The sequence below is a fragment of the Burkholderia sp. SRS-25 genome (assembly GCF_004343765.1).
Classification (GTDB): domain Bacteria; phylum Pseudomonadota; class Gammaproteobacteria; order Burkholderiales; family Burkholderiaceae; genus Burkholderia; species Burkholderia contaminans.
Genome location: NZ_PTXM01000025.1, coordinates 107247 through 132201, shown reverse-complemented (window position 1 = coordinate 132201; position 24955 = coordinate 107247). Strand labels below are relative to the sequence as shown.

22 protein-coding genes and 1 other RNA gene are annotated in these 24955 nt (G+C 66.4%); 15 read left to right on the top strand and 8 right to left on the bottom strand.

Translation table 11 applies throughout. The features are described 5' to 3' along the window. Positions 1-124 precede the first annotated feature (124 nt). The 6 genes from C5O79_RS31550 (at position 125) to C5O79_RS31525 (ending at position 6016) form a co-directional block, all read left to right on the top strand. Entirely contained in the window at positions 125-1078 is a 954-nt protein-coding gene (locus C5O79_RS31550; RefSeq protein WP_046544936.1) for a LysR substrate-binding domain-containing protein, read from the top strand. A gap of 266 nt (positions 1079-1344) precedes the next feature. Continuing rightward, positions 1345-2631, top strand: coding sequence for a Glu/Leu/Phe/Val dehydrogenase (locus C5O79_RS31545; protein WP_046544937.1), 1287 nt, complete (start codon positions 1345-1347; stop codon positions 2629-2631). 267 nt (positions 2632-2898) lie between these two features. Next, positions 2899-3792, top strand: a complete 894-nt coding sequence (locus C5O79_RS31540; RefSeq protein WP_046544938.1) for a glutamate/aspartate ABC transporter substrate-binding protein — start codon at positions 2899-2901, stop codon at positions 3790-3792. Between the two features lie 84 nt (positions 3793-3876). After that, the gene (locus tag C5O79_RS31535; protein WP_039361471.1) at positions 3877-4617 is read left to right on the top strand and encodes an amino acid ABC transporter permease; all 741 of its coding nucleotides are present in this window, start codon (positions 3877-3879) and stop codon (positions 4615-4617) included. Then, positions 4617-5294 carry a glutamate/aspartate ABC transporter permease GltK gene (gene gltK, locus C5O79_RS31530; RefSeq protein WP_039361469.1) on the top strand — a complete coding sequence of 226 codons (678 nt, stop codon included), beginning with the start codon at positions 4617-4619 and terminating at the stop codon, positions 5292-5294. The genes C5O79_RS31535 and gltK overlap by 1 nt, the downstream gene beginning before the upstream one ends. Next, complete coding sequence (locus tag C5O79_RS31525; protein WP_046544940.1) at positions 5291-6016, top strand: amino acid ABC transporter ATP-binding protein; 726 nt, start codon at positions 5291-5293, stop codon at positions 6014-6016. Before gltK ends, C5O79_RS31525 begins: the two co-directional genes overlap by 4 nt. Positions 6017-6116: 100 nt before the next feature. Here the strand turns inward: C5O79_RS31525 and C5O79_RS31520 are convergent, their stop codons facing one another. Both C5O79_RS31520 and C5O79_RS31515 read right to left on the bottom strand, forming a co-directional pair. Beyond that, the gene (locus C5O79_RS31520; protein ID WP_122473572.1) at positions 6117-11378 is read right to left on the bottom strand and encodes an autotransporter outer membrane beta-barrel domain-containing protein; all 5262 of its coding nucleotides are present in this window, start codon (positions 11376-11378) and stop codon (positions 6117-6119) included. Positions 11379-12013: 635 nt separating this feature from the next. Next, complete coding sequence (locus tag C5O79_RS31515; protein ID WP_046544942.1) at positions 12014-12925, bottom strand: class II glutamine amidotransferase; 912 nt, start codon at positions 12923-12925, stop codon at positions 12014-12016. Positions 12926-13130: 205 nt separating this feature from the next. On the opposite strand from C5O79_RS31515, the gene pyrC reads away from it, so the two are divergent. Both pyrC and rnpB read left to right on the top strand, forming a co-directional pair. After that, positions 13131-14195, top strand: coding sequence for a dihydroorotase (gene pyrC, locus C5O79_RS31510; protein WP_027788369.1), 1065 nt, complete (start codon positions 13131-13133; stop codon positions 14193-14195). A 69-nt stretch (positions 14196-14264) separates the two neighbouring features. Beyond that, positions 14265-14676, top strand: an RNA gene (gene rnpB / locus C5O79_RS31505) — RNase P RNA component class A. 70 nt (positions 14677-14746) lie between these two features. On the opposite strand, the gene C5O79_RS31500 is transcribed toward rnpB, so the two are convergent. Continuing rightward, positions 14747-15211 (bottom strand): OsmC family protein, encoded by a 465-nt coding sequence (locus C5O79_RS31500; protein ID WP_172625585.1) that lies wholly within the window; start codon positions 15209-15211, stop codon positions 14747-14749. Between the two features lie 411 nt (positions 15212-15622). Next, entirely contained in the window at positions 15623-15928 is a 306-nt protein-coding gene (locus C5O79_RS31495) for a DUF1090 family protein (RefSeq protein WP_047851615.1), read from the bottom strand. Between the two features lie 311 nt (positions 15929-16239). On the opposite strand from C5O79_RS31495, the gene rplM reads away from it, so the two are divergent. Genes rplM through erpA form a run of 4 tightly spaced genes read left to right on the top strand, consistent with a single transcriptional unit; the run spans position 16240 to position 17662 of the window. Further along, positions 16240-16668: a 50S ribosomal protein L13 gene (gene rplM, locus C5O79_RS31490; RefSeq protein ID WP_009687896.1), complete on the top strand. Its 429-nt coding sequence runs from the start codon at positions 16240-16242 to the stop codon at positions 16666-16668. An 11-nt stretch (positions 16669-16679) separates the two neighbouring features. Continuing rightward, positions 16680-17072 carry a 30S ribosomal protein S9 gene (rpsI, locus tag C5O79_RS31485; RefSeq protein WP_011883283.1) on the top strand — a complete coding sequence of 131 codons (393 nt, stop codon included), beginning with the start codon at positions 16680-16682 and terminating at the stop codon, positions 17070-17072. 9 nt (positions 17073-17081) lie between these two features. After that, positions 17082-17270: a hypothetical protein gene (locus C5O79_RS38275; RefSeq protein ID WP_163008948.1), complete on the top strand. Its 189-nt coding sequence runs from the start codon at positions 17082-17084 to the stop codon at positions 17268-17270. A 20-nt stretch (positions 17271-17290) separates the two neighbouring features. Further along, entirely contained in the window at positions 17291-17662 is a 372-nt protein-coding gene (erpA, locus tag C5O79_RS31480; protein ID WP_011350956.1) for an iron-sulfur cluster insertion protein ErpA, read from the top strand. A gap of 113 nt (positions 17663-17775) precedes the next feature. On the opposite strand, the gene C5O79_RS31475 is transcribed toward erpA, so the two are convergent. Next, positions 17776-18924, bottom strand: coding sequence for an anhydro-N-acetylmuramic acid kinase (locus C5O79_RS31475; protein ID WP_122473573.1), 1149 nt, complete (start codon positions 18922-18924; stop codon positions 17776-17778). Between the two features lie 142 nt (positions 18925-19066). Here C5O79_RS31475 and tyrS point away from each other — a divergent pair, with 142 nt between their 5' ends. From tyrS to C5O79_RS31460, 3 genes are read left to right on the top strand one after another with little or no spacing between them, the layout of a single operon-like run. Further along, on the top strand, positions 19067-20308 hold the full coding sequence (tyrS, locus tag C5O79_RS31470; protein WP_046544946.1) for a tyrosine--tRNA ligase: 1242 nt from the start codon (positions 19067-19069) through the stop codon (positions 20306-20308). Continuing rightward, on the top strand, positions 20305-20763 hold the full coding sequence (gene dtd, locus C5O79_RS31465) for a D-aminoacyl-tRNA deacylase (RefSeq protein ID WP_011350959.1): 459 nt from the start codon (positions 20305-20307) through the stop codon (positions 20761-20763). Before tyrS ends, dtd begins: the two co-directional genes overlap by 4 nt. Before the next feature lie 23 nt (positions 20764-20786). After that, on the top strand, positions 20787-21449 hold the full coding sequence (locus C5O79_RS31460; protein WP_047851612.1) for a histidine phosphatase family protein: 663 nt from the start codon (positions 20787-20789) through the stop codon (positions 21447-21449). 60 nt (positions 21450-21509) lie between these two features. On the opposite strand, the gene C5O79_RS31455 is transcribed toward C5O79_RS31460, so the two are convergent. The 3 genes from C5O79_RS31455 to ruvB all read right to left on the bottom strand — a co-directional run bounded on the left by C5O79_RS31455 (position 21510) and on the right by ruvB (position 24838). Continuing rightward, on the bottom strand, positions 21510-22637 hold the full coding sequence (locus tag C5O79_RS31455) for a ParB/Srx family N-terminal domain-containing protein (protein ID WP_122474495.1): 1128 nt from the start codon (positions 22635-22637) through the stop codon (positions 21510-21512). A gap of 152 nt (positions 22638-22789) precedes the next feature. Beyond that, complete coding sequence (locus C5O79_RS31450) at positions 22790-23743, bottom strand: oxygenase MpaB family protein (protein WP_046544948.1); 954 nt, start codon at positions 23741-23743, stop codon at positions 22790-22792. A gap of 24 nt (positions 23744-23767) precedes the next feature. Beyond that, positions 23768-24838, bottom strand: a complete 1071-nt coding sequence (ruvB, locus tag C5O79_RS31445) for a Holliday junction branch migration DNA helicase RuvB (RefSeq protein WP_046544949.1) — start codon at positions 24836-24838, stop codon at positions 23768-23770. Between the last annotated feature and the right edge of the window lie 117 nt (positions 24839-24955).

Genomic DNA, 24955 nt, shown 5'->3' with positions numbered 1-24955 from the left:
CGCGGATACCGCGCCGGCGCCCGTTCGCGGCGGGGCGCCGGGCCGCTCGCCGCGCCGCCGGCCGCGCCCGCCCGCCGGTAGAATGCAGGCTTCTTCCCGACCGCCGCCCGCCGCGCCCGCCTGCATGGAACTGAAATGGCTCGAAGACTTCGTTTCGCTCGCTGAAACGCGCAGCTTTAGCCGGTCCGCCGAGCTGCGGCACGTGTCGCAGCCGGCGTTCTCGCGGCGCATCCAGGCGCTCGAGGCGTGGCTCGCGACCGAACTGATCGATCGTTCGGTCTATCCGACGCGGCTCACGCAGGCCGGGCAGATCTTCTACGAACAGGCGCTGACGATGCTGTCGCAGGCGCACGAGGCGCGCACGCTGCTGCGCGGCCACGTCGGCGCGCCGGTGCCGACGATCGAGTTCGCGGTGCCGCACACGCTGTCGCTCACGTATTTCCCGCGCTGGCTGCAGCGGATCGAGGCGAAGATGGGCCAGGTCCACACGCGGCTGCGCGCGCTGAACGTGCACGACGCGGTGCTGTCGCTCGTCGAGGGCGGCTGCGATCTCGTGATGGGCTACCACCACCCGAGCCATCCGGTCGCGCTCGACCCGGCGCGCTACGACATGCTGATCCTCGGCAGCGAGCCGATCAGCCCGTTCTCGGCGCCGGGCCGCGCGGGGCGGCCGCGCTACACGCTGCCGGGCACGGCCGACGCGCGCGTGCCGTACCTGTCATATACGCCGAACGCGTATCTCGGCCGGATGACGGAGGTCATCGTCGCGAATGCGACGACACCGCTGTTCCTCGATCGCGTCTACGAAACCGACATGGCCGAAGGGCTGAAGGCGATGGCGCTCGCGGGCCACGGCATCGCGTTCCTGCCGCACAGTGCGGTCGAGGATGCGGTCGCGGGCGGGCGCCTGATCCGGCTCGACAGGTCGGTGCGTGGCGGCGCGCACCCGTTCACGCTGACGATGGAGATTCGGCTGTACTGCGACAAGCTCGCACTGCAGGGCGACGATCCGCGGCAGAAACTCGTGCGTGCGCTGTGGGACGTCGTGCGCGACGAACTGCGCGAAACCGCGGGTTAACCGTGGGCGGTTAACCGCGACCGCGCTGGTCGGCCGGCTGTCGCCGGGCTTGCGGCGCCTGTCCGGCGGCCCTCGCGCATCCAGGAAGCACGATTTTTTTACGCACGCGATGCACGATCGATCGCGTGCGTTCTTGCGCAAATCGACCGCGGATTTGCGAAAAATCGCGATCATGCAAGAAACGCATAATCGAATAAGCAAACGGCATTGGATAAAAAAAACGGGTTTTTCGACAATGTGCGCACCTGTTGACCGTTGGAGCATCCATGTCTTCGCAATTGCAGTCCATCCCGTCCTACCTGCACGCCGACGATCTCGGCCCGTGGGGCAACTACCTTCAGCAAGTCGATCGCGTCGCGCCGTACCTCGGCTCGCTGTCGCGCTGGCTCGAAACGCTGAAGCGCCCGAAGCGCATCCTGATCGTCGACTGCCCCATCGAGCTCGACAACGGCACCGTCGCGCACTTCGAAGGCTATCGCGTGCAGCACAACGTGTCGCGCGGCCCGGGCAAGGGCGGTGTGCGTTACCACCAGGACGTGACGCTGTCGGAAGTGATGGCACTGTCCGCATGGATGTCGGTCAAGAACGCGGCCGTGAACGTGCCGTACGGCGGCGCGAAGGGCGGTATCCGCGTCGACCCGCGCAAGCTGTCGCGTGGTGAGCTCGAGCGCGTGACGCGCCGCTACACCAGCGAAATCGGCATCATCATCGGCCCGAACACCGACATTCCGGCGCCGGACGTCAACACCAACGAACAGGTGATGGCGTGGATGATGGACACGTACTCGATGAACCAGGGCCAGACGTCGACCGGCGTCGTGACCGGCAAGCCGATCGCGCTCGGCGGTTCGCTCGGCCGCAAGGAAGCAACGGGCCGCGGCGTGTTCGTCGTCGGCAGCGAAGCGGCGAAGAAGAAGGGCCTCGAGATCGAAGGCGCACGCATCGCGGTGCAGGGCTTCGGCAACGTCGGCGGCATCGCGGCGAAGCTGTTCCAGGAAGCGGGTGCGAAGGTGATCGCGGTGCAGGATCACACGGGCACGATCTACCAGCCGGCCGGTCTCGATTCGAGCAAGCTGCTCGACCACGTCGCACGCACGGGCGGCGTCGCGGGCTTCGAAGGCGCGGAGCCGATGCCGAATGACGAGTTCTGGACCGTCGAAACCGACATCCTGATCCCGGCGGCACTGGAAAACCAGATCACCGAGAAGAACGCAGGGAAGATCCGCACGAAGATCATCGTCGAAGGCGCGAACGGCCCGACGACGACGGCGGCGGACGACATCCTGAGCGCGAACGGCGTGCTGGTGATCCCGGACGTGATCGCGAACGCGGGTGGCGTGACCGTGTCGTATTTCGAATGGGTGCAGGATTTCTCGAGCTTCTTCTGGACGGAAGACGAGATCAACCACCGTCTCGAACGCGTGATGCGCGAAGCGTTCTCCGGCGTGTGGGCGGTCGCGGAAGAGCACAAGGTGTCGGTGCGTACCGCAGCGTTCATCGTTGCGTGCAAGCGCATCCTGATGGCGCGCGAAATGCGCGGCCTGTACCCCTGATCGGGCGATCCTAGATCGGCGGTTGCCGATTTCGGATCGGTTGACTACGATCAATCCATGACGCAATCCATCCGGTTGCGTGCATGAACCCTCGCGGGCGGTGCCGAATCCGGCATCGCCCGCGCGCGCATTCAGGCGCCGGAAGGGGCGCCCGAAGCCGGGAGGAAGGCTTCGCGCAGCGCGATTCGTAGTGCGGTAAACAACCAGTACTTTCAAAAATATTACTTTGATACACTGGCGCGGGTTTTAGCCAAGGAGATGACCAAAATGAAATACCAAAAGGCAGTCCTGATGTTCGCGGCGCTTTGCGCGTTCGCAAGCGGCGCGCATGCTCAGGAGACGGGCACGCTGAAGAAGATCAAGGACACGGGCGTGATCGCGCTGGGGCATCGCGAATCGTCGATTCCGTTCTCCTACTACGACCAGAACCAGCAGGTGGTCGGCTATTCGCGCGAATTCCAGATGAAGGTGGTCGACGCGGTGAAGAAGAAGCTGAACCTGCCGAACCTGCAGGTGAAGAACATCCCGGTCACGTCGCAGAACCGCATCCCGCTCGTGCAGAACGGCACGGTCGACATCGAGTGCGGCTCGACCACCAACAACCTCGAGCGCCAGCAACAGGCTGCGTTCTCCGACACGATCTTCGTGATCGGCACGCGCCTGATGACGAAGAAGGATTCGGGCGTCAAGGATTTCGCGGACCTGAAGGGCAAGACGGTCGTGACCACCGCCGGCACGACGTCGGAGCGCCTGCTGCGCAAGATGAACAACGACAAGCAGCTCGGCATGAGCATCATCAGCGCGAAGGATCACGGCGATTCGTTCAATACGCTGGAATCGGGCCGCGCGGCTGCGTTCATGATGGATGACGCGCTGCTCGCGGGCGAACGCGCGAAGGCGAAGCAGCCGGGCGAGTGGGTGATCGTCGGCACGCCGCAATCGGAAGAAGCGTATGGCTGCATGATGCGCAAGGGCGATGCGGACTTCAAGAAGGTCGTCGACGATGCGATCTCGCAAGTCGAGAAGTCGGGCGAAGCCGCGAAGATCTACGCGAAGTGGTTCGAGAACCCGATCCCGCCGAAGGGGCTGAACCTGAACTTCCCGCTGTCCGATTCGATGAAGAAGCTGTACGCGAACCCGAACGACAAGGCACTCGACTGACCGCAGGGCCGTTGATGCAGAAATGACGCTAATGAGACGGAAGAGGCCCCGCTTCTTCCGTCTCTTTTTGCTGGAGTCTTGCCCATGTCTTACCACTGGAACTGGGGCATCTTCCTGAGCCCCGTGTCGACCGGCGAGCCGACGACTTATTTCGGATGGCTGATGTCCGGCTTCTGGGTGACCATCGAAGTGTCGCTCGTCGCCTGGGTCATCGCGCTGATCGTCGGTTCGCTGTTCGGCGTGCTGCGCACCGTGCCGAACAAATGGCTGTCCGCGATCGGCACCGTCTACGTGTCGATCTTCCGGAACATTCCGCTGATCGTGCAGTTCTTCGTCTGGTATCTCGTGATACCGGAGCTGCTGCCCGCATCGATCGGCACCTGGATCAAGCAGTTGCCGCCCGCCACGCAGTTCTTCACCGCGTCGATCATCTGTCTCGGCCTGTTCACGGGCGCGCGCGTGTGCGAACAGGTGCGCTCGGGGATCAACGCGCTGCCGAAGGGCCAGCGCGCCGCCGGCCTCGCGATGGGCTTCACGCAATGGCAGACGTACCGCTACGTGCTGCTGCCCGTTGCGTACCGCATCATCGTGCCGCCTCTCACGTCGGAATTCCTGAACATCTTCAAGAACTCCGCCGTCGCGTCGACGATCGGCCTGCTCGACCTGTCCGCGCAGGCGCGCCAGCTCGTCGACTACACCGCGCAGACGTATGAATCGTTCATCGCGGTGACGCTCGCGTACGTGATCATCAACCTCGTCGTGATGGCGTTCATGCGCTGGATCGAAGGCCGTACGCGGCTGCCCGGCTATATCGGAGGCAAGTGATGCATCAGTTCGACTGGAGTAGTATTCCCGGCGCGCTGCCGACGCTGTGGACGGGCGCGATCGTCACGTTCAAGATCACGCTGATCGCGATCGTGGTCGGGATCGTCTGGGGCACGCTGCTGGCGCTGCTGCGGCTGTCGGGCGTGAAGCCGCTCGCATGGTTCGCGAAAGCGTACGTGACGGTGTTCCGCTCGATCCCGCTCGTGATGGTGCTGCTGTGGTTCTTCCTGATCGTGCCGCAGCTGCTGCAGGGCGTACTCGGGTTGTCGCCGACGATCGACATCCGTCTCGCATCGGCGATGGTCGCGTTCTCGCTGTTCGAAGCCGCGTATTATTCCGAGATCATCCGCGCCGGCATCCAGGCGGTGCCGCGCGGGCAGGTGAACGCCGCGTTCGCGCTCGGCATGAACTACGCGCAGGCGATGCGCCTCGTGATCCTGCCGCAGGCGTTCCGCGCGATGGTGCCGCTGCTGCTCACGCAGGCGATCGTCCTGTTCCAGGATACGTCGCTCGTGTACGTGATCAGTCTCGCGGACTTCTTCCGCACGGCTGCGAACGTCGGCGATCGCGACGGCACGACCGTCGAGATGGTCCTGTTCGCCGGCGCATGCTATTTCGTGATTTGCTCGTTGGCGTCTGCACTCGTCAAGGGTCTCCAGAAAAAGGTCACAAGATGATTTCCATCAAGAACGTTTCGAAGTGGTACGGCCAGTTTCAGGTTCTCACCGACTGCACGACCGAGGTCAAGAAAGGCGAAGTGGTCGTCGTGTGCGGCCCGTCGGGATCGGGTAAATCCACGCTGATCAAGACGGTGAACGGCCTCGAGCCGTTCCAGCAGGGCGAGATCCTCGTGAACGGCCAGTCGGTCGGCGACAAGAAGACGAACCTGTCGAAGCTGCGCTCGAAGGTCGGGATGGTGTTCCAGCATTTCGAGCTGTTCCCGCACCTGTCGATCACCGAGAACCTGACGCTCGCGCAGATCAAGGTGCTCGGCCGCGGCAAGGACGAGGCGAACGAGAAGGGCATGAAGCTGCTCGACCGCGTCGGCCTGAAGGCGCATGCGCACAAGTTCCCGGGCCAGTTGTCGGGCGGCCAGCAGCAGCGTGTCGCGATCGCGCGCGCGCTGTCGATGGATCCGATCGCGATGCTGTTCGACGAGCCGACGTCCGCGCTCGACCCCGAGATGATCAACGAAGTGCTCGACGTGATGGTCGAACTCGCGCAGGAAGGGATGACGATGATGGTCGTCACGCACGAGATGGGCTTCGCGAAGAAGGTCGCGCATCGCGTGATCTTCATGGACAAGGGCGCGATCGTCGAGGACGACCGCAAGGACGATTTCTTCTCGAATCCGAAATCGGAACGCGCGAAGGACTTCCTCGCGAAAATCCTGCACTGAGCGTTCGTGCTCGTCGGCGCTGCAGGTGCGCCGATACGAAAACCGCCCGGTCGAGCGCCGGGCGGTTTTTTTTCGTCTGCCGTTACGCTGGCGAGCGCCGTTACCAGCTGTACCGGTAGCCGACCTGCCCGACGATGCCGCGCCGGTAGTCGCCGCCGATGTTGCGCGCGATCTTCGCGTTCGCATACAGCTCGCCCGACTTGCCGAAGCTCGCGGTCACGCCGACGCCGAGCTCGTACCACGTGCGGCCGAGATGCGTCGCGAACGGCGTGCCGCCGACGACGGTCTGCCCTGGCGACAGGAAGTCGTGCAGTATGTCGGCCGTGAAGTACGGCGTGGCTGCGCCGCTGCCCGCATCCGACTGGAGGTTCGGCCGGAAGATGCGCACGCCGACGCGGCCGCGCAGCGCGTTCGTCGTCGTGCCCGATACCGCCGAGACGTTGTCGTTGAACCCGTTCAGCTTCAGGTACTGGTACATCAGCTGTGCCTGCGGCTCGACCGCGACCGGCAGCGCGCCGATCGCGAACGGCTTGCCGACTTCCTGCGACAGCGCGACGCCGAAGCCGTTCTGCGACGCCTCGTTGCCGTAGCTGTCGCGATAGCGGTTGCCGTAGTGCGTGACCTGCCCGACGCTGTCGAAGTACGTGCCGTCGGGCAGGTACCTGGTCCAGTAGCCGCCGACGCTTTGCGCATGCATCTCGACCGAGCCCGTCGACGTCGACAGGTTGGCCGTATCCGCGCGCGCCATGTCGCTGAAGCTTGCGTTCGACACGCCGATGCTGGCCGTCACGCCTGCATGCGTGCTGCCGCCGCCGTTCGGCGCCTGGTCGAGCGTCCAGTCCTTGCCGAACTGCGCGAAGAACGTGCGCTCGTCGGCCGTGAAGCGGCCCGCGTTCGCGTCGAGGCTCTGGCCGCCGATGCGCCCCCACACGCCGTCGCGATTGCCGGGCTGCTGCTTCTCGAGGTTGTAGATGTCGCCGACGCGCTCGTGCAGCTTGCCGAGTGTGGAGAAGCCGTAATCGGCGTTGAGCAGCGGCGTGAGGGCATAACCCGACACGCCAGGGCGATACGCGAGCGTGCCGCCGTTGCCGTTCCCGTTGTTGCCGCCGTCACCGCCGCCGGACGGGTGGATCGGGTCGCCGGGGTCCGACGGATCGAGTTGCGAGCGCAGGTACCAGCCGTTCGCGTCGCCTTGCCCGCCGCGATAGAGCCGGTATTCGTACGCGCCGGCCTGCACGGGGCCCGCGAGCTGGAACGCCGATGCGGTGGTCGTGCCGCCGTTGGCCGTGACGACCACCGGAATCCCGTCGCCCTTCGTCTGTGCACCGGTGCCGGCCGTGTTCGAGATCTTCAGGCCCGTCGTGCCGCTCGCGGCGCCGCCGTTCACGATCACGCGGTCGGTCGGCGACGCGTCGGCGCCGAGGAACGTGTTGAGCGCGATCGTGCCGCCGTTGCCGACGTAGCTGCCGGTCGTCAGCGTCTTGTAGCTGCCCGCGAGCGTCGGCGAGCCGGTCGGTGCGGCAAATGTGACGAGGCCCGCGTTGTTCAGGCTGCTCAACACCGAGCTGCCCGTCATGCGCCACGTGCTGGTGTTGTCGACGGTCAGCGCGACCGGATCGATCTTGCCGGTCAGCGTCGTGCCGTTCGCGAGGAACACGTTGCCGGTGCTCGATGCGTCGGAGACGATGTCGCCGGCCAGGTTCACGGCCGATGTGGTGAAGTTGGCGTGGCTGCCGTTCGACAGGTCGAGCAGCGTGCCGTTGCCGGCCGTCACGACCGTGCCGTTGCGCACGGCGATGTCGGCCGTGCCGCCGCGCGCGGCGAAAGCCGGCCCGGTGGCGGACGTGACGCTGCCGCCGTCGACGAGCACCGAGCTCGTCGCGCCGTTTGCGAGCGTATCGGACGTCAGCACACCGGCCGTCGCGCCCTTGAGCGTCGTGCCGGTCAACGCGAGCACGCCGCCGCTGTCGGCGGTGGCGCCGTTGCCGGCGGCGCTGGCGATCGTCGAGCCCGTGTCGCCGATGCGGCCGCCGTTCTGCGCGATGAGGCCGTCGGCGGTCGCGCCGGCCGTCGTGATCTTCGCGCCCGACAGCAGTGCGGTCGCGCCGCCGGTGGTCACGATCGCGGCCGAGCCCGCGCCGGTCGTCGCGACGGTCGTGCCGTTGGCTGCCAGCGTCGAATCCGCACCCGACACGACGAAGCCGCGTGCGTTGTCGCCGGTGGTCCGGACGACGGTCGCCGCATCGGCCGCGATGCGTGCACCGGCGCCCGTCGACGACAGGCCGTCGGCACCGCTGCCGGTCGTGCCGATCTGCGTGCCGGCCAGCGCGATCGTCGCGTTCGTCCCCTGGTTGTCGATCCCCTTGCCCGAGCCGCCGACCGCGATCGACGTCGCGCCGGCCGCGAGCCCGCCGCCCGTGACGGTCGAGTCGATCAGCACGCCGTCGGCGCTGCCGTTCGCGCTCACGGTGCCGGTGCCCGACAGCGCGACCGATGCGCCGGCCCCCGTCAAGTGCACGCCCGCGATGCCGTCGTCGGCTTCGATCGAACCCGTGTTGGCGAGCGTCGCCGACGCACCCTGCACGAGCGCGCCAGTGCCGTCGGATACGCGGATCGTCGACGCGTTGTTCACCGTGCCGAGTGCGCCGATCACGACGCCCGTCGAACCGGCACCCGTCAGCAGCACCGTGTCGCGGTTCGCGAGCGTGCCGAGATTCTGCGCGACGAAGCCCGTCACGCCGGCCGTCGATGACGTGACGGCGGCGTCGTTGGTGAGCGTCGTCGCGACCGGTGCACCGGCATTGGCACCGGCGAGGTCGTGCGCCTGCCCGTCGACGACACCGGCGATTGCCCCGGCTGCGTTCAGGTTGATCGTCGCACCGGCGTCGATCGTGCCTTGCGCACCGCCTTCGACCGCGATCGCGATGCCGTTCGCGCCGTTGACGTTGTAGATCGCGTTGCCGGTCGACAGCACGGTGCCGGCGTCGGTCGCGAGCACGCCGTGCGCGCGCTGGCCGTTGACGTCGGTCGTCAGCGTGCCGGCCGTCGACGCGCCCGTGTAGGCTGCGCCGCCCGCAACGCGGAACAGCGTCGAATCGTCGGTGTCGACGCTGAGGTGTTGCGCGGCGACGTTGATCTTCGAGCCCGCGCCATACGCGTAGAAGCCGATCTGGTTGGTGCCCGACATGAAGGCGGGCACGGCATTGGCACCGACGTCGATCGTCGCACCCGAACGCGCGTGCGCGCCGATCGCGCCGGTGCCCGTCAGGTTGAGCGCGCCGTCGAGCGTCGCTTTCGCGAGCGGCCCCTCGGCCCATACGCCGTAGTTGCGGGTGCCCGATGCGGGATCGAGGCCGCCGGCCACGTTGATCGTACCGGTCGAGGTCGCCGCCGTCGCAGTCGTGCCGGTGCCGACGACCATGATGCCGATGCCGTTGACGCCATTCAGCGTGATGGTGCCGGTGTTGGTCACGGCCGCGGCCGTGTTGGCCGCGAGCATGCCGACGTTGGCGAGCGGCGTGCCGGACGCCGCGCCGTTGACGACGATCGCGCCCGCGTTGCTCAGCGTGCCGGCCGCCGAGCCGATGCTCGCCATCGCGGCGCCGTTCTGCGTCTGCGAGCCGATCACGATCGTGCCGAGATTGCTCGCGGTGCCGGAATTGCCGAGCAGGATGCCGTACGCGTGCGCGGCGAGCGCGACGTCGTTTGCCGTTCCGCCGGGCGCGTACTGCGCCGCGCGGCCGAGGTAGATCGTGCCGCCGGCCTGGTTCGTGAAGCTGCCGCCGTCGACGAGGCCGCCGATCACCTGGCTGTCGAGCGTCGTCGCATTGACGCCGACGTTGATCGTGCCGGCGTTCGATGCCGTCGCGCCGCCTGTCGCGGCGACCGCGTAGTTCTGCAGGTCCGGCTGGTTGCCGTCGAGCGTCCATGCCCCGACGTTCATCACGCCGTTGTTGACGAACGACGTGCCCGTGCCGTTCGCAAATACGCCGTTGCCTTCGGTGTAAGCCTGGAAGTTGAAGTTGTTCGGCGGCGTGCTGCCGCTCGTGTCGAAGCCGTCGCCGGACGCGTACCCGGACGAGATCACGCCGTTGTTGACGCCGCTTGCGCCGCTCAGCAGGCGCACCAGCGTGAAGTCGCCCGACAGGCGCCCGTCGTTGATGAAGTGCGCGCCGTTTTCCGCGAGCACGGCCGAGCTCGGGACGATCGTGTTGACGCCGCGAAAGTCGATCTGGCCGTCCGTGCCGATGTGCAGCGTCGCGTTCGCGCCCGTGCCGTGCATCGCCGACAGGAAGCCGATCGGCACCGTGTTCTTGTCGCCCGGGGACACGTTGTTCTGATACTGGAAGGTTTGCTGCGAGAACGTGACGGCCTGGCCGAGCGCACTGTCGTAGGCGGCCTGCGAGCCGAGCGCGCCGCTTTGCACCGAGCGCACGAGAAAGTCGTTGTACGCGGCGAGCGAGGCGGCGTCGGTGACCTTCCACGTACTGCCGTCGAATGCGGTGAAGGTGCCCGCGTAAGCCGGCACGTCGAGCTGGCGGCTGCCGATGGCGCCGCCGTCCGCCACGTAATCGCCGGTGGTGAACCGGATCTGGTTGCGCGAGTTCCAGTTGACGGTGCTGGTCGTGGCGCCCGTGCCGTCCGCGAAGGTCAGGTCGGTTCCCTTCGCGGCCATCGAGATCGCGTTGCCGGCTGCATCGGGCGCGTTCGCCGCATTGCCGATCGACACGTTGAGCGTACCGCCGGTGGCGGTGACGGTGCCGATGCGCGCGTTCACATACTGATCGACGTTCACGTCATGGTAGACGGGCACCTCGGTCGCACCGGCCGTCGACGCGGAGAACGCGGACGAGTCGTAGGTGGCGACGGTCGTGTGAGTACCGGTGATCGAGTCGGGCGTGCTGACGCTGTGCGTCTTGCCGCCCAGCGACAGCAGCGGCTGGGTCGGGTTGCCCGACACGATGGTCGTGCTGCCGATCGGCGTGAGCGTGTAGCCCGGGTCGCCGCCGGCGCCGGTCCATGCGCCCGACACGCCGACGGTGTCGCCGCCCGAGACGGTGGCGGAGCCTGCCAGGTTGTCGTTGACGGTCGGGCTAAAACTGCCGGGCGCGCACGTGCCGCCGTTCGCGACGGCCGTGCCGCTGCCGCAGGTCGATGCATGTGCGGAGCCGGCCGACAGCGCGGCCAGCAACGCGCCGAATGCCACGATGTGAAGCGAGGTCCGGTGCGTTGCCGCGTTTGCGGCGCGGCGGCCCGTGCCGGACGCGCTGCCCGAGCGCTTGCCGCGCGCCCGTGCCGTTTCCGCAACCGCGACCCAGCAGCCGCTGGTCTCGCTCCATATCGATCGAAATGAATGATTCACGACAAGCCCCTCTCTCTTGTTTTGATGTGGTTTTCACCGCGGTGCGGTGAAATCGCAATCCGCGGTGGAGAATGGCGTGAATGGGTGTGCGGCGGCCGTGGCCGTTTCTCCGCGAATCGCGATTCGTTACACCGAGGATGGGCGGAGTCTATTGATCGGGCGATTGATCGATTGTCGGGAATCTAACAAATGCGGCAATCGTGCTGTTTTCATCGGGTATTTTTCGATTGTGCGATGAATCGAACTGAAAGCCTTGCCGCATGGGGTCTTGGCGGATTTGATTGATGCCGATCAGCGACTGTCGACTCGGTGAGGTGGCGCACGTTTTCCGCCGGATTGATGCGTTAAAATGCGGTTGCCGGATTATCTGAAAACAGACGTCGTATTTTGGTCTTGATTTATTTTATGTTGAAAATAAATCAAAACCGAAAAGTGTTGTGCGGCGTCGCTTCGATATGCCGGACTGTGGTCGGGATGAAACGCAGTCGGCGCAGGGGAGGGCGATTTGTTGCGACGGTGAACGTTACTGAGTCGCTTGCGCACGAAGCCGCCGCCGCGATTTGACGCGGCGAGCCATCGACGTGCCGTGCAGCGGCGAAAAGGTGAAAGGACGAGGGCGCTGGCGCGCCGGACTCTCAGAAGTCGATCGCGTCGTCGGAATCGACTTCGGCGGCGGTGGCGAGCACCTCGCGCGTGTCGCGCGGCGCCGATGCCGACGCATCGAGCGACGGATTGCGCAGCTTCTCGAGCACGCGTTCCGGCACCGGGATCTGCATCCGCGCGGCGACGTCGCCGCACTGGAACATGATCAGCTCGCCCGGCTCGAACGCGGTCCAGACTTCATTGTCGGTGAGCGGCTGCGTCGCGATCACCGCGACGCGATCCTCGGGCGTCGTGTATTTCGCGAAATCGATCGACAGGTCCTCGTCGACGAGGTGCGCGGTCGAGAACGGCCAGCGCCGCACGAGGTAGTGCAGCCGCGTCGAGCAATGCGCGAACAGCGCCTGGCCGTTCGACATCAGGAAGTTGAATACGCCGTGATCGGTGATGCCGCGCGTCAGCTCGCCGACGCGCTCGAACAGTTCGGGCAACGGCGGCTGCGCGCCGGGGAACGCTTCGCGCAGCCCCTGCATCAGCACGCAGAACGCCTGTTCGCTGTCGGTCGTGCCGACCGGATGGTAGACGCTGCCTTCCATGTCCGGTGCGTAGTCCTGCAGGTCGCCGTTGTGCGCGAAGATCCAGTGCCGGCCCCACAGCTCGCGCATGAACGGATGGCTGTTCTCGAGCAGGATGTGGCCTTGCGTTGCCTTGCGGATGTGCGCGATCGTGTTCTTGGACTTGATCGGGTAGCGCTTCACCATTTCGGCGATCGGCGACGTGGCCGAGGCCTGGTGATCGATGAACAGGCGGCAGGCTTTATCCTCGAAGAACGCGATGCCCCAGCCGTCGGCATGGTGATCGGTGAGGCCGCCCCGGGCCGCGAAACCTGTGAAGGAGAATGTGACGTCCGTCGGCGCGGCGCAGTTCATTCCTAAGAGTTGGCACATTTTACTTGGGGCAGCAGGCTGAGGCGGGGGGTAACGAACCGGGCGAACCCCGGTACAATGCGGCTTCTAGCATATCACCGAGCCCTGAGCGGTAAAAAGCGGATTCCGCCGGCCGAAGGCCCCGTGTTGCGGTTTGCCGTCAGTCGGCCCGCGCACGCGCGTTCCGGCCCCGCCGATGGCCAGCCCGTTCCTCACGACGCCTCCTATGACTGCCTCGAACGCTTCCTCCCCGGCGACGCTCTCGCTCGCCCGTCCCGACGACTGGCACCTGCATCTGCGCGACGGCGACATGCTCGCCGCCGTGCTGCCGCACACCGCGCGCCAGTTCGGCCGCGCCATCGTCATGCCGAACCTGAAGCCGCCGGTGACGACCACCGCGCAGGCGCAGGCCTATCGCGAGCGCATCCTCGCCGCGCTGCCGGCCGGGATGACGTTCGAACCGCTGATGACGCTGTACCTGACCGACAACACGCCGCCCGACGAGATTCGCCGCGCGCGCGAAAGCGGCTTCGTGCACGGCGTGAAGCTGTATCCGGCAGGCGCGACGACGAATTCCGACCACGGCGTCACCGATCTCGCGAAATGCGCGAAGACGCTTGAGGCGATGCAGGAAACCGGCATGCCGCTGCTCGTGCACGGCGAGGTGACCGATGCGTCGATCGACCTGTTCGACCGCGAGAAGGTCTTCATCGACCGCGTGATGACGCCGCTGCGCCGCGATTTCCCGGGCCTGAAGGTGGTGTTCGAACACATCACGACGAAGGACGCGGCCGACTACGTGCGCGACGCGGACGCGGCGCCCGGCCTGCTCGGCGCGACGATCACCGCGCATCACCTGCTCTACAACCGCAACGCGCTGTTCGTCGGCGGGATTCGCCCGCACTACTACTGCCTGCCGGTGCTGAAGCGCGAGACGCATCGCGTCGCACTGGTCGAGGCCGCGACGTCGGGCAACCCGCGCTTCTTCCTGGGCACCGACAGCGCACCGCATGCGCGCGACGCGAAGGAAACCGCGTGCGGCTGCGCGGGCTGCTACACGGCGCTGCACGCGCTCGAACTGTATGCGGAAGCGTTCGATCATGCCGGCGCGCTCGACAAGCTGGAAGGCTTCGCGAGCTTCTTCGGCGCCGATTTCTACGGGCTGCCGCGCAGCGCCGAGACGGTTACGCTGCGTCGCGAGGCATGGGAACTGCCGCGCGAGATCTTCGCGGGCGATACGCCCGTCGTGCCGCTGCGAGGCGGCGAGACGATCGGCTGGAAACTGGCGTGACCTTATAGCGCCGCCGCGTGAGCCCGACTCCATGCGGCCCGCGGCGCGCAGTGCTAGAATGCGCGTCGCAAAGCAGGCCAGGCAGTCGCGGCCTCGCCGCCTTCGGGCGCGCGGGGGCGAGGAAAGTCCGGACTCCACAGGGCAGGGTGATGGCTAACGGCCATCCGTGGCGACACGCGGAACAGGGCAACAGAAAGCAAACCGCCGATGGCCCGGCGCAAGCCGGGATCAGGTAAGGGTGAAACGGTGCGGTAAGAGCGCACCGCGGCGACGGCGACGTTCGCCGGCACGGTAACCTCCACCCGGAGCAATTCCAAGTAGGCAGGCGCGCATTTTCGGATGCAGGACGGGGCCCCCGTCTCGTCTGCGGGTAGGAAGCTTGAGCGCGTCAGCAATGACGCGCCTAGAGGAATGGCTGCCACGCGTTGCGTGCTTCGGCGCGCAGCGTGCACAGAATCCGGCTTATCGGCCTGCTTTGCCGTTCGAATGCGAAAGGGCCGGCGTCTCCCCACGGAGCGCCGGCCCTTTTTTCATGCACGCTCGCCGTGGGTTCAACCGGCGACGATGTCGAACGAATGCGTGAGTTCGGCCGTCTTCGCGATCATGATCGACGCGGAGCAATACTTGTCGTGCGACAGGTTGATCGCGCGTTCAACCGTGGACGGGTTCAGGTTGCGACCCGTGACGGTGAAGTGGAAGTGCACCTTCGTGAACACCTTCGGATCTTCGCTCGCGCGTTCGGCCTTCAGCGTGACCGAGCAGCCGCTGACTTCCTGGCGGCTCTTCTTCAGGATCAGCACGACGTCATAGGCCGTGCAGCCGCCGGTGCCGAGCAGCACCATTTCCATCGGGCGCGGCGCGAGGTTGTGGCCGCCGCCTTCGGGCGCGCCATCCATCGTGACGAGGTGGCCGCTGCCGGTCTCGGCGGAAAACGCCATGCCGTCCTGGCCCATCCAGCTTACTTTGCATTCCATGCTTGCACTCCAGCGTTGCCTGATTCGGATTCGATCCGGCATTGTAGCCCGCTGCGCAACGGACGGCTGATGCGCTGCACGACGTGCAATGCCGGAACGGCGCGAGCGGCGCGCCGGACGGCCAATTCCCCGTCGCATTTAGGGGTTTTGCTCTAGTGGGAGGCGAATTTTGACCCCGCCATTCTCGATCAAGTGTTTGATTTTAAAGGGGAATGTGAATTTTTCAAACGCGACGCGAATAATTCCGCATTATGGTGTTTGATTTCGCAATGCAAATTTTCTTGTGAAGTCGGTGACGCGTTCGTATAATCAGCATCATTGGTTGTCGCGCTGCGGCAACCTCCGAATGTCTCCTCCACCCTCCTCCTATGGTGGATTAAGCCCGAACCAGCCGTTCGGGCTTTTTTTCGTCCCATGCAAACATCGGCGTGCGGCTTGCGCGCCCCGGCAGCGTTACGCCGGTTGCTTGGCGGCCGGCTGCGCAGTCGGGCCGGGCGCCGTGCCGGGCAAGCGTGCGTCGGGTGCCGGCGCGTGGACGGCCGACGCATGGCCGTGCCCACGTGCGCAGAAGTGGCGGACGCGTTCGCGCACCGCGCGCAGGCGGGCGACGCGATCCTCGGCATGGGCGGCACGGGCTTCGGTAATGCGTGTATCGAGTGCGTCGAGCTTGGCTTCGCAGTCGGTGCGGGCGGCGACTGCGGGCGCCGCGGCGGCCAGCAGTGCGGCTGCAAGGAAGGGCGTAAGTCGTTGATTCATCATGCTTGTTTGTTGTTTTCCAGATTCGGCCGGTCTGGCGCGGGATGGTCATGTGCCGCGCGTCGATGGGTGCCTCCGCGGGCGCTCGGTTCGCCTGGCTTGTCGGGGCACGAACGGATTTTGGCCCATTTCGGCCGCCATGGACACGGGAAGTGGATTCCCTTTGACCGCCTTGTCGTATTTCCTTTATAATTCAGGGCTTTTCCGCATTCATGCCCACGGAAAAAGAACAGGGAGAGCCTGCACCGCGCCTCGAAGCGCACACAGACAAGCAGGAAGAACACATCGGGCTAAGCAATTTTTTTGGATCGATCATGAAGACGTTTTCCGCAAAAGCCCATGAGGTGACGCGTGAATGGTACGTGATTGACGCGACGGATAAGGTTCTCGGCCGTGTTGCCAGCGAAGTGGCACGCCGTCTGCGCGGCAAGCACAAGCCTGAGTTCACCCCGCACGTCGACACTGGTGATTTCATCATCATCATCAACGCAAGCAAGTTGAAGGTCACGGGCAACAAGACTCTGGACAAGAAGTACTACCGTCACTCGGGTTACCCGGGCGGTATCTATGAAACGACGTTCGGCAAGATGCAAGAACGCTTCCCGGGCCGCGCGCTCGAGAAGGCGGTCAAGGGCATGCTGCCGAAGGGCCCGCTCGGCTACGCGATGATCAAGAAGCTGAAGGTCTACGCTGAAGCTACGCATCCGCATTCGGCGCAACAGCCGAAGGCGCTCGAGATCTAAGGGGAGCCCACATGATCGGTAACTGGAACTACGGTACGGGCCGCCGCAAGAGCGCAGTCGCACGTGTCTTCATCAAGGCTGGCAAGGGCGACATCATCGTCAACGGCAAGCCCATCGCTGACTACTTCTCGCGCGAAACGTCGCTGATGATCGTGCGTCAACCGCTGGAACTCACGAACCACGGCCAGACGTTCGACATCAAGGTCAACGTCAACGGCGGCGGTGAAACGGGTCAGGCAGGTGCAGTGCGCCACGGCATCACCCGTGCACTGATCGACTACGATGCGACGCTGAAGCCGTCGCTGTCGAACGCAGGCTTCGTCACGCGCGATGCACGTGAAGTCGAGCGTAAGAAGGTCGGTCTGCGCAAGGCACGCCGCGCCAAGCAGTTCTCGAAGCGTTAATTCCGCTTCATGGCTTCGCCGCTCCCGGGCGGCGTCTGCCCGAAAAACCGCCAGCTTTCGCGCTGGCGGTTTTTTTATGGCCGCTTCCAGGCGCGTGCTGCCGCGGCCCGCGCGGGCGTGTTTGATGAAATCGACAAGAACCTATTGATTTCATGGACTTCAGCACGATCTTCTGATCGGCCCTACAATAGCGGCTAAAGCTTTTTGGAGAGTTCGCAATGAACGCTGTTACCGAATCCGCAGCAACGACGGCCGAAATGCCGGTTCCGTTCGTCTTCACCGACGCCGCGGCCGACAAGGTCAAGCAACTGATCGACGAAGAGGGCAATCCCGACCTGAAGCTGCGCGTGTTCGTGCAGGGCGGCGGCTGCTCCGGCTTCCAGTATGGCTTCACGTTCGACGAGGAAGTCAACGAGGACGACACCGTGATGAACAAGAACGGCGTCCAGCTCCTGATCGACTCGATGAGCTACCAGTACCTGGTCGGCGCCGAGATCGACTACAAGGACGACCTCAACGGCGCCCAGTTCGTGATCAAGAACCCGAACGCGAGCACCACCTGCGGGTGCGGCTCGTCGTTCTCGGTCTGAGCGCACGATCGATCGTGTCCGGTTCGCCGGAATGAAAAACGGGGCTTCATGCCCCGTTTTTTTATGTCCGTGCGCGATGGCGATGCGGCGCGCGCTGCGCGACAGGTGTCGCGTCAGCGCGGATAGAGCGCACCCAGCACGCGATTGCCGGCTGCACCGGTGACCGTCGCGAGATTGCCGGGCTGGCGCGCGGTGAAGCGGTACGCAAGCCAGGCGAACGCGAGCGCCTCGACCTGCTGAGGCGGCACGCCGAGCGCGGCCGTCGTATCGACCGTGGCCGGCACGCCGGCCTCGTGCAGCGCGTGCCGGAGTGCGTCGAGCAGCACCGGATTGCGTGCGCCGCCCCCGCAGACGAACACGGCCTTGCAGCCCGCTGCGTGTTGCGCGATCTCGCGCGCGACCGACTCGGCGGTGAGCGCGGTGAGGGTCGCCTGGACGTCCTGCGGCGCGACGTGTGCGAACGCGGCGAGCTTCGCGTCGAGCCACGCCGGATTGAACAGGTCGCGCCCGGTGCTTTTCGGCGGCGGCGCAGTGAAATACGGCTCGTCGAGCAGCGCGTCGAGCAGCGGCGCGTGGACGGTGCCGCGCGCGGCGAACTTGCCGCCGTCGTCGTACGGCTTGCCGAGATGGCGGGTCGCCCATTCGTCGAGCAGCGCATTCGCGGGGCCGCAGTCGAAGCCGCGCACGTCGCCACCTTCGCCGGGCAGGATCGTGATGTTGCTGATCCCGCCGAGATTGCAGACGACGCGCGTCTCGCCCGGCGCGCCGAATACCGTCGCATGGAAGGCCGGTGCGAGCGGCGCGCCGTGGCCGCCTGCGGCGACATCGCGGCTGCGGAAATCGGCGATCACGTCGACCTGGGTCAGTTCGGCGAGCAGGGCCGGGTTGTTGATCTGCCGCGTATAGCCGCGCTCGGGGCGATGGCGCACGGTCTGGCCGTGCACGCCGATCGCGCGGATCTCGTCGCGCGACAGCCCGGCCGTGCGCTGCAACTCGTGGCAGCAAACCGCATAGCGCGCGACCAGCGCGTTCGCCGCGCGCGCTTCGCGGTCGATCTCGTCGTCACCGGGCTGCTGCAGCGCGAACAGCGCGTCACGCAGCGATTGCGCGAAGCCGACGAACGCTTCCGCGAGCACGACCGGCGGCTTGCCGGACTCGAAACGCGCGGCGACGCCGTCGACGCCGTCCATGCTGGTTCCCGACATCAGCCCGAAGTAGATGCCGTCGGCCGGATGGGCGTTTGGCGGCTGTCGTTGCGGCACGTGGGGTTCTCCTGAATCGTGCGGCGCGGGCCGGTGCCGCGCGCCTTGCGCCCGATTATCCGCGCAACATGACGCGCCGTTAAGCGATGCGCGCGCAAGTTATGGGAAAATCCCTGCTTTTGCGACATTCTTCCTGGCACCGATGAGCACCGAACCCAGTTCCAAGCCTGTTTTCCCGATCACCGACGAAGTCCGGCATGCGCTCGCCGTCACGAAGCGCGGCGTCGACGAGCTGCTGGTCGAGGAAGAGTTCGCGCAGAAGCTCGCGCGCAGCGCGGCCACGGGCACGCCGCTTCGCATCAAGCTCGGCCTCGACCCGACCGCGCCTGACATCCATATCGGCCATACGGTCGTGCTGAACAAGATGCGTCAGCTGCAGGATCTCGGCCACACGGTCATCTTCCTGATCGGCGATTTCACGTCGCTGATCGGCGATCCGTCGGGCCGCAACGCGACGCGCCCGCCGCTCACGCGCGAACAGATCGAATCGAACGCGAAGACCTACTTCGAGCAGGCCGCGCTCGTGCTCGACCGCGACAAGACCGAAATCCGCTACAACAGCGAATGGTCGATGCCGCTCGGCGCGGACGGGATGATCAAGCTCGCGTCGCGCTACACGGTCGCGCGGATCCTCGAGCGCGAGGATTTCACGAAGCGCTTCCAGGGCGGCGTGCCGATCTCGATCCACGAATTCCTGTATCCGCTGATGCAGGGCTACGACTCGGTCGCGCTGAACGCCGACCTCGAGCTTGGCGGCACCGATCAGAAGTTCAACCTGCTGGTCGGGCGCGAACTGCAGAAGCAGTATGGCCAGGAACAGCAGTGCATTCTCACGATGCCGCTGCTCGAGGGCCTCGACGGCGTCGAGAAGATGTCGAAGTCGAAGGGCAACTACGTCGGCATCAGCGAGCAGCCGAACGACATGTTCGGCAAGCTGATGAGCATCTCGGACACGCTGATGTGGCGTTACTTCGAGCTGCTGTCGTTCCGCCCGATGGACGAGATCGCCGGCTTCAAGCGCGAGATCGAAGGCGGCCGCAACCCGCGCGACTTCAAGGTGCTGCTCGCGCAGGAAATCGTCGCGCGCTTCCACTCGCAGGCCGACGCCGAGCGTGCGCTCGAGGACTTCAACCACCGCGCGAAGGGTGGCGTGCCGGACGACATCCCGTCGGTCACGCTCGCGGGCGCGCCGCTCGCGATCGGCCAGTTGCTGAAGCAGGCCGGCCTCGTGCCGTCGACGAGCGAGGCACTGCGCAACATCGAGCAGGGCGGCGTGAAGATCGACGGCGCGACCGTGTCGGACAAGGGCCTGAAGGTCGAAGCCGGCGAGTTCGTCGTGCAGGTCGGCAAGCGCCGCTTCGCACGCGTCACGCTGACGGCATGATCGCGCTGATCCAGCGCGTGAAGCGCGCCGACGTGCGCGTCGGCGACCGCACGACCGGCGAGATCGGCGCGGGCCTGCTCGCGCTGGTCTGTGCGGAGCGCGGCGACACCGACGCAGCGGCCGACAAGCTGCTCGCGAAGATGCTCGGCTACCGCGTGTTCAGCGACGCCGCCGGCAAGATGAACCTGCCGGTGTCGAATATCGACGGCGAGGGCCGCGCAGGCGGCCTGCTGCTCGTGTCGCAGTTCACGCTGGCGGCCGATACCAATAGCGGGCTGCGTCCGAGCTTCACGCCGGCCGCGCCGCCCGACGAAGGCGCGCGGCTGTTCGACTATTTCGTCGCGGCCGCGCGTGCGCGCCATCCGGTCGTCGAGACGGGCGAGTTCGGCGCCGACATGCAGGTGTCGCTCGTCAACGACGGCCCCGTGACATTCTGGCTGCAAGTGCGGCCCTGATTCTTCCCCGGAGACGCGCCGCGATGGCCACCACGCAGATTCTTTTCATCCGTCATGGCGAGACGGCCTGGAATCGCATCAAGCGCATCCAGGGTCATATCGACATCCCGCTGGCAGAAACGGGTCTCGACCAGGCGCAGCGGCTTGCCGTGAGGCTCGCGCGCGACGCGCGTGACGGTGCACGGCTCGACGCGATCTATTCGAGCGACCTGATGCGTGCGCAGCAGACCGCGCAGCCGTTCGCCGACGCGCTCGGGCTTACGCCGCGGCTGCGGGAAGGGCTGCGCGAACGCTCGTACGGCCAGTTTCAGGGGCACGACAGCGCCGAGATCGAGACGCTGTTCCCCGACGCCTACGCGGCCTGGCAGACGCGCGACCCCGGCTTCGCGCCGGAGGGCGGCGAGTCGCAGCGCGAGTTCTACCACCGCGTGCTGCATGCGCTCGAACCGATCGTCGCCGAGCATCCGGGTGGCCGGATCGCGTGCGTCGCGCATGGCGGCGTGCTCGACTGCGTCTATCGTTTTGCGAACGGCATCGAGCTGTCGGCGCCGCGCAATTATCAGCTGCTCAACACGAGCATCAACGTCGTCGATTACGTCGATGGCCGCGCGCAGGTCGTGCAGTGGGCCGACGTCTCGCACCTGGACGCCGCAAGCGACGACGATGGGTACCGCAAGGTGCTCTGAGCCTGCGGGCCCCGTCCGGCATCGCCGGTCGGGGTTTCCTTCCTGCGCGGTGCCGGCTGCTTACTGCGGCAGTGCGTGGCGCGTCTTGTAGTCGAGCGCGTACGCGATCTTGCCGGGCTTGTCCGCCGTGATCGGCTGGCGCAGCTTGTCGAATTCCCCCTTGTTGTATTTCTTCCCGCCGTTGATCGCGTCCGCGCGCCCGAGGTCGGCGCCCGTCTTGCCGTCGATCACCGGATCGGTGGCCGTGACCATGCGCGTCGACGCATTCCAGACCGCGTTCAGGTAGCCCGTGTCGGCCTTCGCCGGATCCGGGTCGGTTGTGCCGGCGCGCGTCAGGTCATAGCCGGCGAGCGCGAACGTGCCCGGTTGTGCGCGCAGCCAGTCGGCCCAGTAGAACTCGAGATAGTCGGTGGCTTGTGCGGGCTTGCTGTAGCCGATGTCGCGCGTGAAATAGACGAGCGAGCGGTAACGGTCGTTCGTCATCCCGAGTTTCAGGCCGAGGCCGGTCGGCAGTTGCGCGGTCGTGATCGGCTTGCCGTCGCCGTCCTTGAGGCGCAGATAGCCGCGGCTCTGCATCTGCTGCCAGAACGCGTCGCCCGAGTAGTCGCTGAGGTTGTCCTTGACGACGACGTGCACGTGCAGCGCGGGGCCGCCGTCGGGCGTCTCGTAGTAGGTCGACAGCCCGTGATGGCCGTCGGTCAGGTACAGCGCATCGCCGTTCGGGCCGATCACGACCGGGTTCAGCACCGAGCGGTCGCGGGCGTTCGCGTCAGTCGTCGCACACGTGTAGCTCGCGGGCTCGCGCAGCACCGACTTGGCCGTGTACCCGCCCGAAGCGACGCCGCCGAGGCCTTCGTCCGCGCAGAAGTCGTCGAATTTCTTGTCGGGCTGCAGTTCGTAGCGGCCGAGCTTGTAGTAAATCTGGTCGTAGCCGATCGCGCCTTGCGTCGGGTGGAGGTCGCCGAGCGTCACGTCGATCAGGTCGCCCGCGCGAGCGGCCTTCCACTTGCCCGGTTGCGGCGTGACGGTGGCCGGCGGCGTGGGAGCCGGTGCGGCCGGGGTGCCGCCGGACGGCGTTTGCGCATCCGAACGCGCGACGGCGGCGACATCGTCGCCTCCGCAGGCAGTGAGGGCGAAGACGGTGGACAGGCTGGCGGCAAGGGCAAAACGGATCGGCAGGCGTGGCATCGCGGGCATCGGGTGTCGGTCGGGTGGGCGGGACACCGCGCGGGTCACGGACAGGCGGGACGGACGGCGCGTGCGGCCGTGCGCGGGTGCAAGCCCGTCAGCTTGTCACAGATATTTGACAGTAAATTGAAATGATTGGAGAAAGCTAATCGTCAGGCAGGCGGGTTGCCGTCGGGCGGTGTCGCGGTGGCGCGGCGGCGCGCACGCTTTGACGCGCCGTTCACGAGCGCCCAGCGCAGCACGGGCGCGACGACCCGGATGCCCGGCCGGACCACGGCGCGGCGCAGCGGCGCGAACGCCGACACGCCGAGCATGCGCTGCGCCCACGGCGGCAGCAGGTCGATTCCAGCATGCATCACCAGCGACGCGGCCGGCCGCAGCGCGGGCTTCGCGACCGGCACGTTCAACAGGATGGACATCACGTCGAACGTGCGCGGCCCGGCCTCGAGCTCAGGCTGCATGCGCGCGAGATAGGCGGCCACCTCGGCACGCGAACGGGGCACCTCGTGGGCGCCGAGCAGTTCGGCGATCAATGCCGTTTCGGCGTAGTAGCGGTCCTGCAACTCGCCCGGCAGCGCGGGATTCACATAGCGCAGATGCGCGGCGAGGAAACTCGACACTTCCGCGACGTGCACCCACGTCAGCAACGCCGGATCGTCGGCGCGGTACGGGCGGCCGTCCGGCGCGGTGCCCGAAATGTGCGCGTGGATCGATTTCACGCGCTCGATCAGCGCGAGTGCGTCCGCGCGGCTGCCGAACGTCGTACCGGTGATGAACGTGGCGGTGCGTCGCAGGCGGCCCAGGATGTCGGTGCGGAACGACGAGTGATCCCAGACGCCCGCGAGCGCGAGCGGGTGGAGCGCCTGCAGCAGCAGCGCGGCGATGCCGCCCGTCATCATCGACGTGAAGTCGGCATGCACACGCCAGCAGATCGCGTCGGGGCCGAACAGGCCAGGGTCGCCCGGCGGCGAAGAGAGGTCGAGCGACGGGCCGCCGCCGCCCACGGTCAGGTGCGTGACGCCGGCTACGAGCCGCTTGCGGATCGGCTCGGCCCAGCGCGGGCCCGATGCGGGTGCGGCGGGGCGGGAGCTGGGCGGCGTCGTCATGGCGGTTGCGGTTCGGGCGACGGGTTACTTCCCGTCGGGGGTATCCCACTCGCCGCGTTCGGTGCGGCCGGCGTCGGGCGCGGAAAGCCCGAAGTGGCGATACGTGAGCAGCGTCGCGACGCGCCCGCGCGGCGTGCGCTGCAGGAAGCCCTGCTGGATCAGGTACGGCTCGAGTACGTCCTCGATCGTGTCGCGCTCTTCGCCGATCGCCGCCGCGAGGTTGTCGATACCGACCGGGCCGCCGTCGAACTTGTACAGGATCGCCTCGAGCAGCTTGCGGTCCATCAGGTCGAAGCCGACCGGATCGACGTCGAGCATCGCGAGCGCGGCATCGGCGACGGCCGCTGTGATCTGGCCGTCGGCCTTCACTTCCGCGAAGTCGCGCACGCGGCGCAGCAGCCGGTTCGCGATCCGCGGCGTGCCGCGCGAACGCTTCGCGATTTCGAGCGCGCCGTTCGGATCGATCTGCGCGTTCAGCAGCGACGCCGAGCGCCGCACGATGCGCGACAGTTGATCGGCATCGTAGAACTCGAGGCGCGCGACGATCCCGAAACGATCGCGCAGCGGGTTGGTCAGCATCCCGGCGCGGGTGGTGGCGCCGACGAGCGTGAACGGCTGCAGGTCGAGCTTCACGCTGCGCGCGGCCGGGCCTTCGCCGATCATGATGTCGATCTGGTAATCCTCGAGTGCCGGATACAGGATTTCCTCGACGACCGGCGACAGCCGGTGGATCTCGTCGATGAACAGCACGTCGTTCGCTTCGAGGTTCGTCAGCAGCGCGGCGAGATCGCCCGCACGCTCGAGCACGGGGCCCGACGTCTGGCGCAGGTTCACGCCCATCTCCCGCGCGATGATGTGCGCGAGCGTCGTCTTGCCGAGGCCCGGCGGCCCGAACAGCAGCACGTGGTCGAGCGGCTCGGAGCGGCGCTTGGCGGCTTCGATGAAGATCTCGAGCTGGCCGCGCACCTTTTCCTGGCCGACGTAGTCGTCGAGCTGGCGCGGCCGCAGCGCACGTTCGAACACCTCCTCGTGCGACGAGGCGGGCGTGGCGGCGATGATCCGCTGCTCGGTGGCGAGTTTGTCGGTTTCAATCATGCGGCCATTGTACCGCGCGCCGCTGTCGCGCCCACCTGGCCGAACGGCCGACTGGCGAGCGTCGCGCGGCTGCGCGACACTGGCTTCAACGCACCGGTTGGCGGTGCGTCATGCGGG

Bases quoted from the DNA above. Each gene is read 5' to 3' on its own strand.
- C5O79_RS38275 (WP_163008948.1), top strand. From the start codon at position 17,082: ATGGCTTCGCCGCTCCCGGGCGGCGTCTGCCCGAAAAACCGCCAGCTT.
- C5O79_RS31515 (WP_046544942.1), bottom strand. From the start codon at position 12,925: ATGTGCCAACTCTTAGGAATGAACTGCGCCGCGCCGACGGACGTCACA.
- ruvB (WP_046544949.1), bottom strand. From the start codon at position 24,838: ATGATTGAAACCGACAAACTCGCCACCGAGCAGCGGATCATCGCCGCC.
- pyrC (WP_027788369.1), top strand. From the start codon at position 13,131: ATGACTGCCTCGAACGCTTCCTCCCCGGCGACGCTCTCGCTCGCCCGT.
- C5O79_RS31495 (WP_047851615.1), bottom strand. From the start codon at position 15,928: ATGATGAATCAACGACTTACGCCCTTCCTTGCAGCCGCACTGCTGGCC.
- C5O79_RS31460 (WP_047851612.1), top strand. From the start codon at position 20,787: ATGGCCACCACGCAGATTCTTTTCATCCGTCATGGCGAGACGGCCTGG.
- C5O79_RS31545 (WP_046544937.1), top strand. From the start codon at position 1,345: ATGTCTTCGCAATTGCAGTCCATCCCGTCCTACCTGCACGCCGACGAT.
- rpsI (WP_011883283.1), top strand. From the start codon at position 16,680: ATGATCGGTAACTGGAACTACGGTACGGGCCGCCGCAAGAGCGCAGTC.
- C5O79_RS31455 (WP_122474495.1), bottom strand. From the start codon at position 22,637: ATGCCACGCCTGCCGATCCGTTTTGCCCTTGCCGCCAGCCTGTCCACC.
- erpA (WP_011350956.1), top strand. From the start codon at position 17,291: ATGAACGCTGTTACCGAATCCGCAGCAACGACGGCCGAAATGCCGGTT.
- C5O79_RS31550 (WP_046544936.1), top strand. From the start codon at position 125: ATGGAACTGAAATGGCTCGAAGACTTCGTTTCGCTCGCTGAAACGCGC.
- tyrS (WP_046544946.1), top strand. From the start codon at position 19,067: ATGAGCACCGAACCCAGTTCCAAGCCTGTTTTCCCGATCACCGACGAA.
- C5O79_RS31535 (WP_039361471.1), top strand. From the start codon at position 3,877: ATGTCTTACCACTGGAACTGGGGCATCTTCCTGAGCCCCGTGTCGACC.
- C5O79_RS31450 (WP_046544948.1), bottom strand. From the start codon at position 23,743: ATGACGACGCCGCCCAGCTCCCGCCCCGCCGCACCCGCATCGGGCCCG.
- C5O79_RS31540 (WP_046544938.1), top strand. From the start codon at position 2,899: ATGAAATACCAAAAGGCAGTCCTGATGTTCGCGGCGCTTTGCGCGTTC.
- dtd (WP_011350959.1), top strand. From the start codon at position 20,305: ATGATCGCGCTGATCCAGCGCGTGAAGCGCGCCGACGTGCGCGTCGGC.
- C5O79_RS31525 (WP_046544940.1), top strand. From the start codon at position 5,291: ATGATTTCCATCAAGAACGTTTCGAAGTGGTACGGCCAGTTTCAGGTT.
- C5O79_RS31500 (WP_172625585.1), bottom strand. From the start codon at position 15,211: ATGCCGGATCGAATCCGAATCAGGCAACGCTGGAGTGCAAGCATGGAA.
- gltK (WP_039361469.1), top strand. From the start codon at position 4,617: ATGCATCAGTTCGACTGGAGTAGTATTCCCGGCGCGCTGCCGACGCTG.
- rplM (WP_009687896.1), top strand. From the start codon at position 16,240: ATGAAGACGTTTTCCGCAAAAGCCCATGAGGTGACGCGTGAATGGTAC.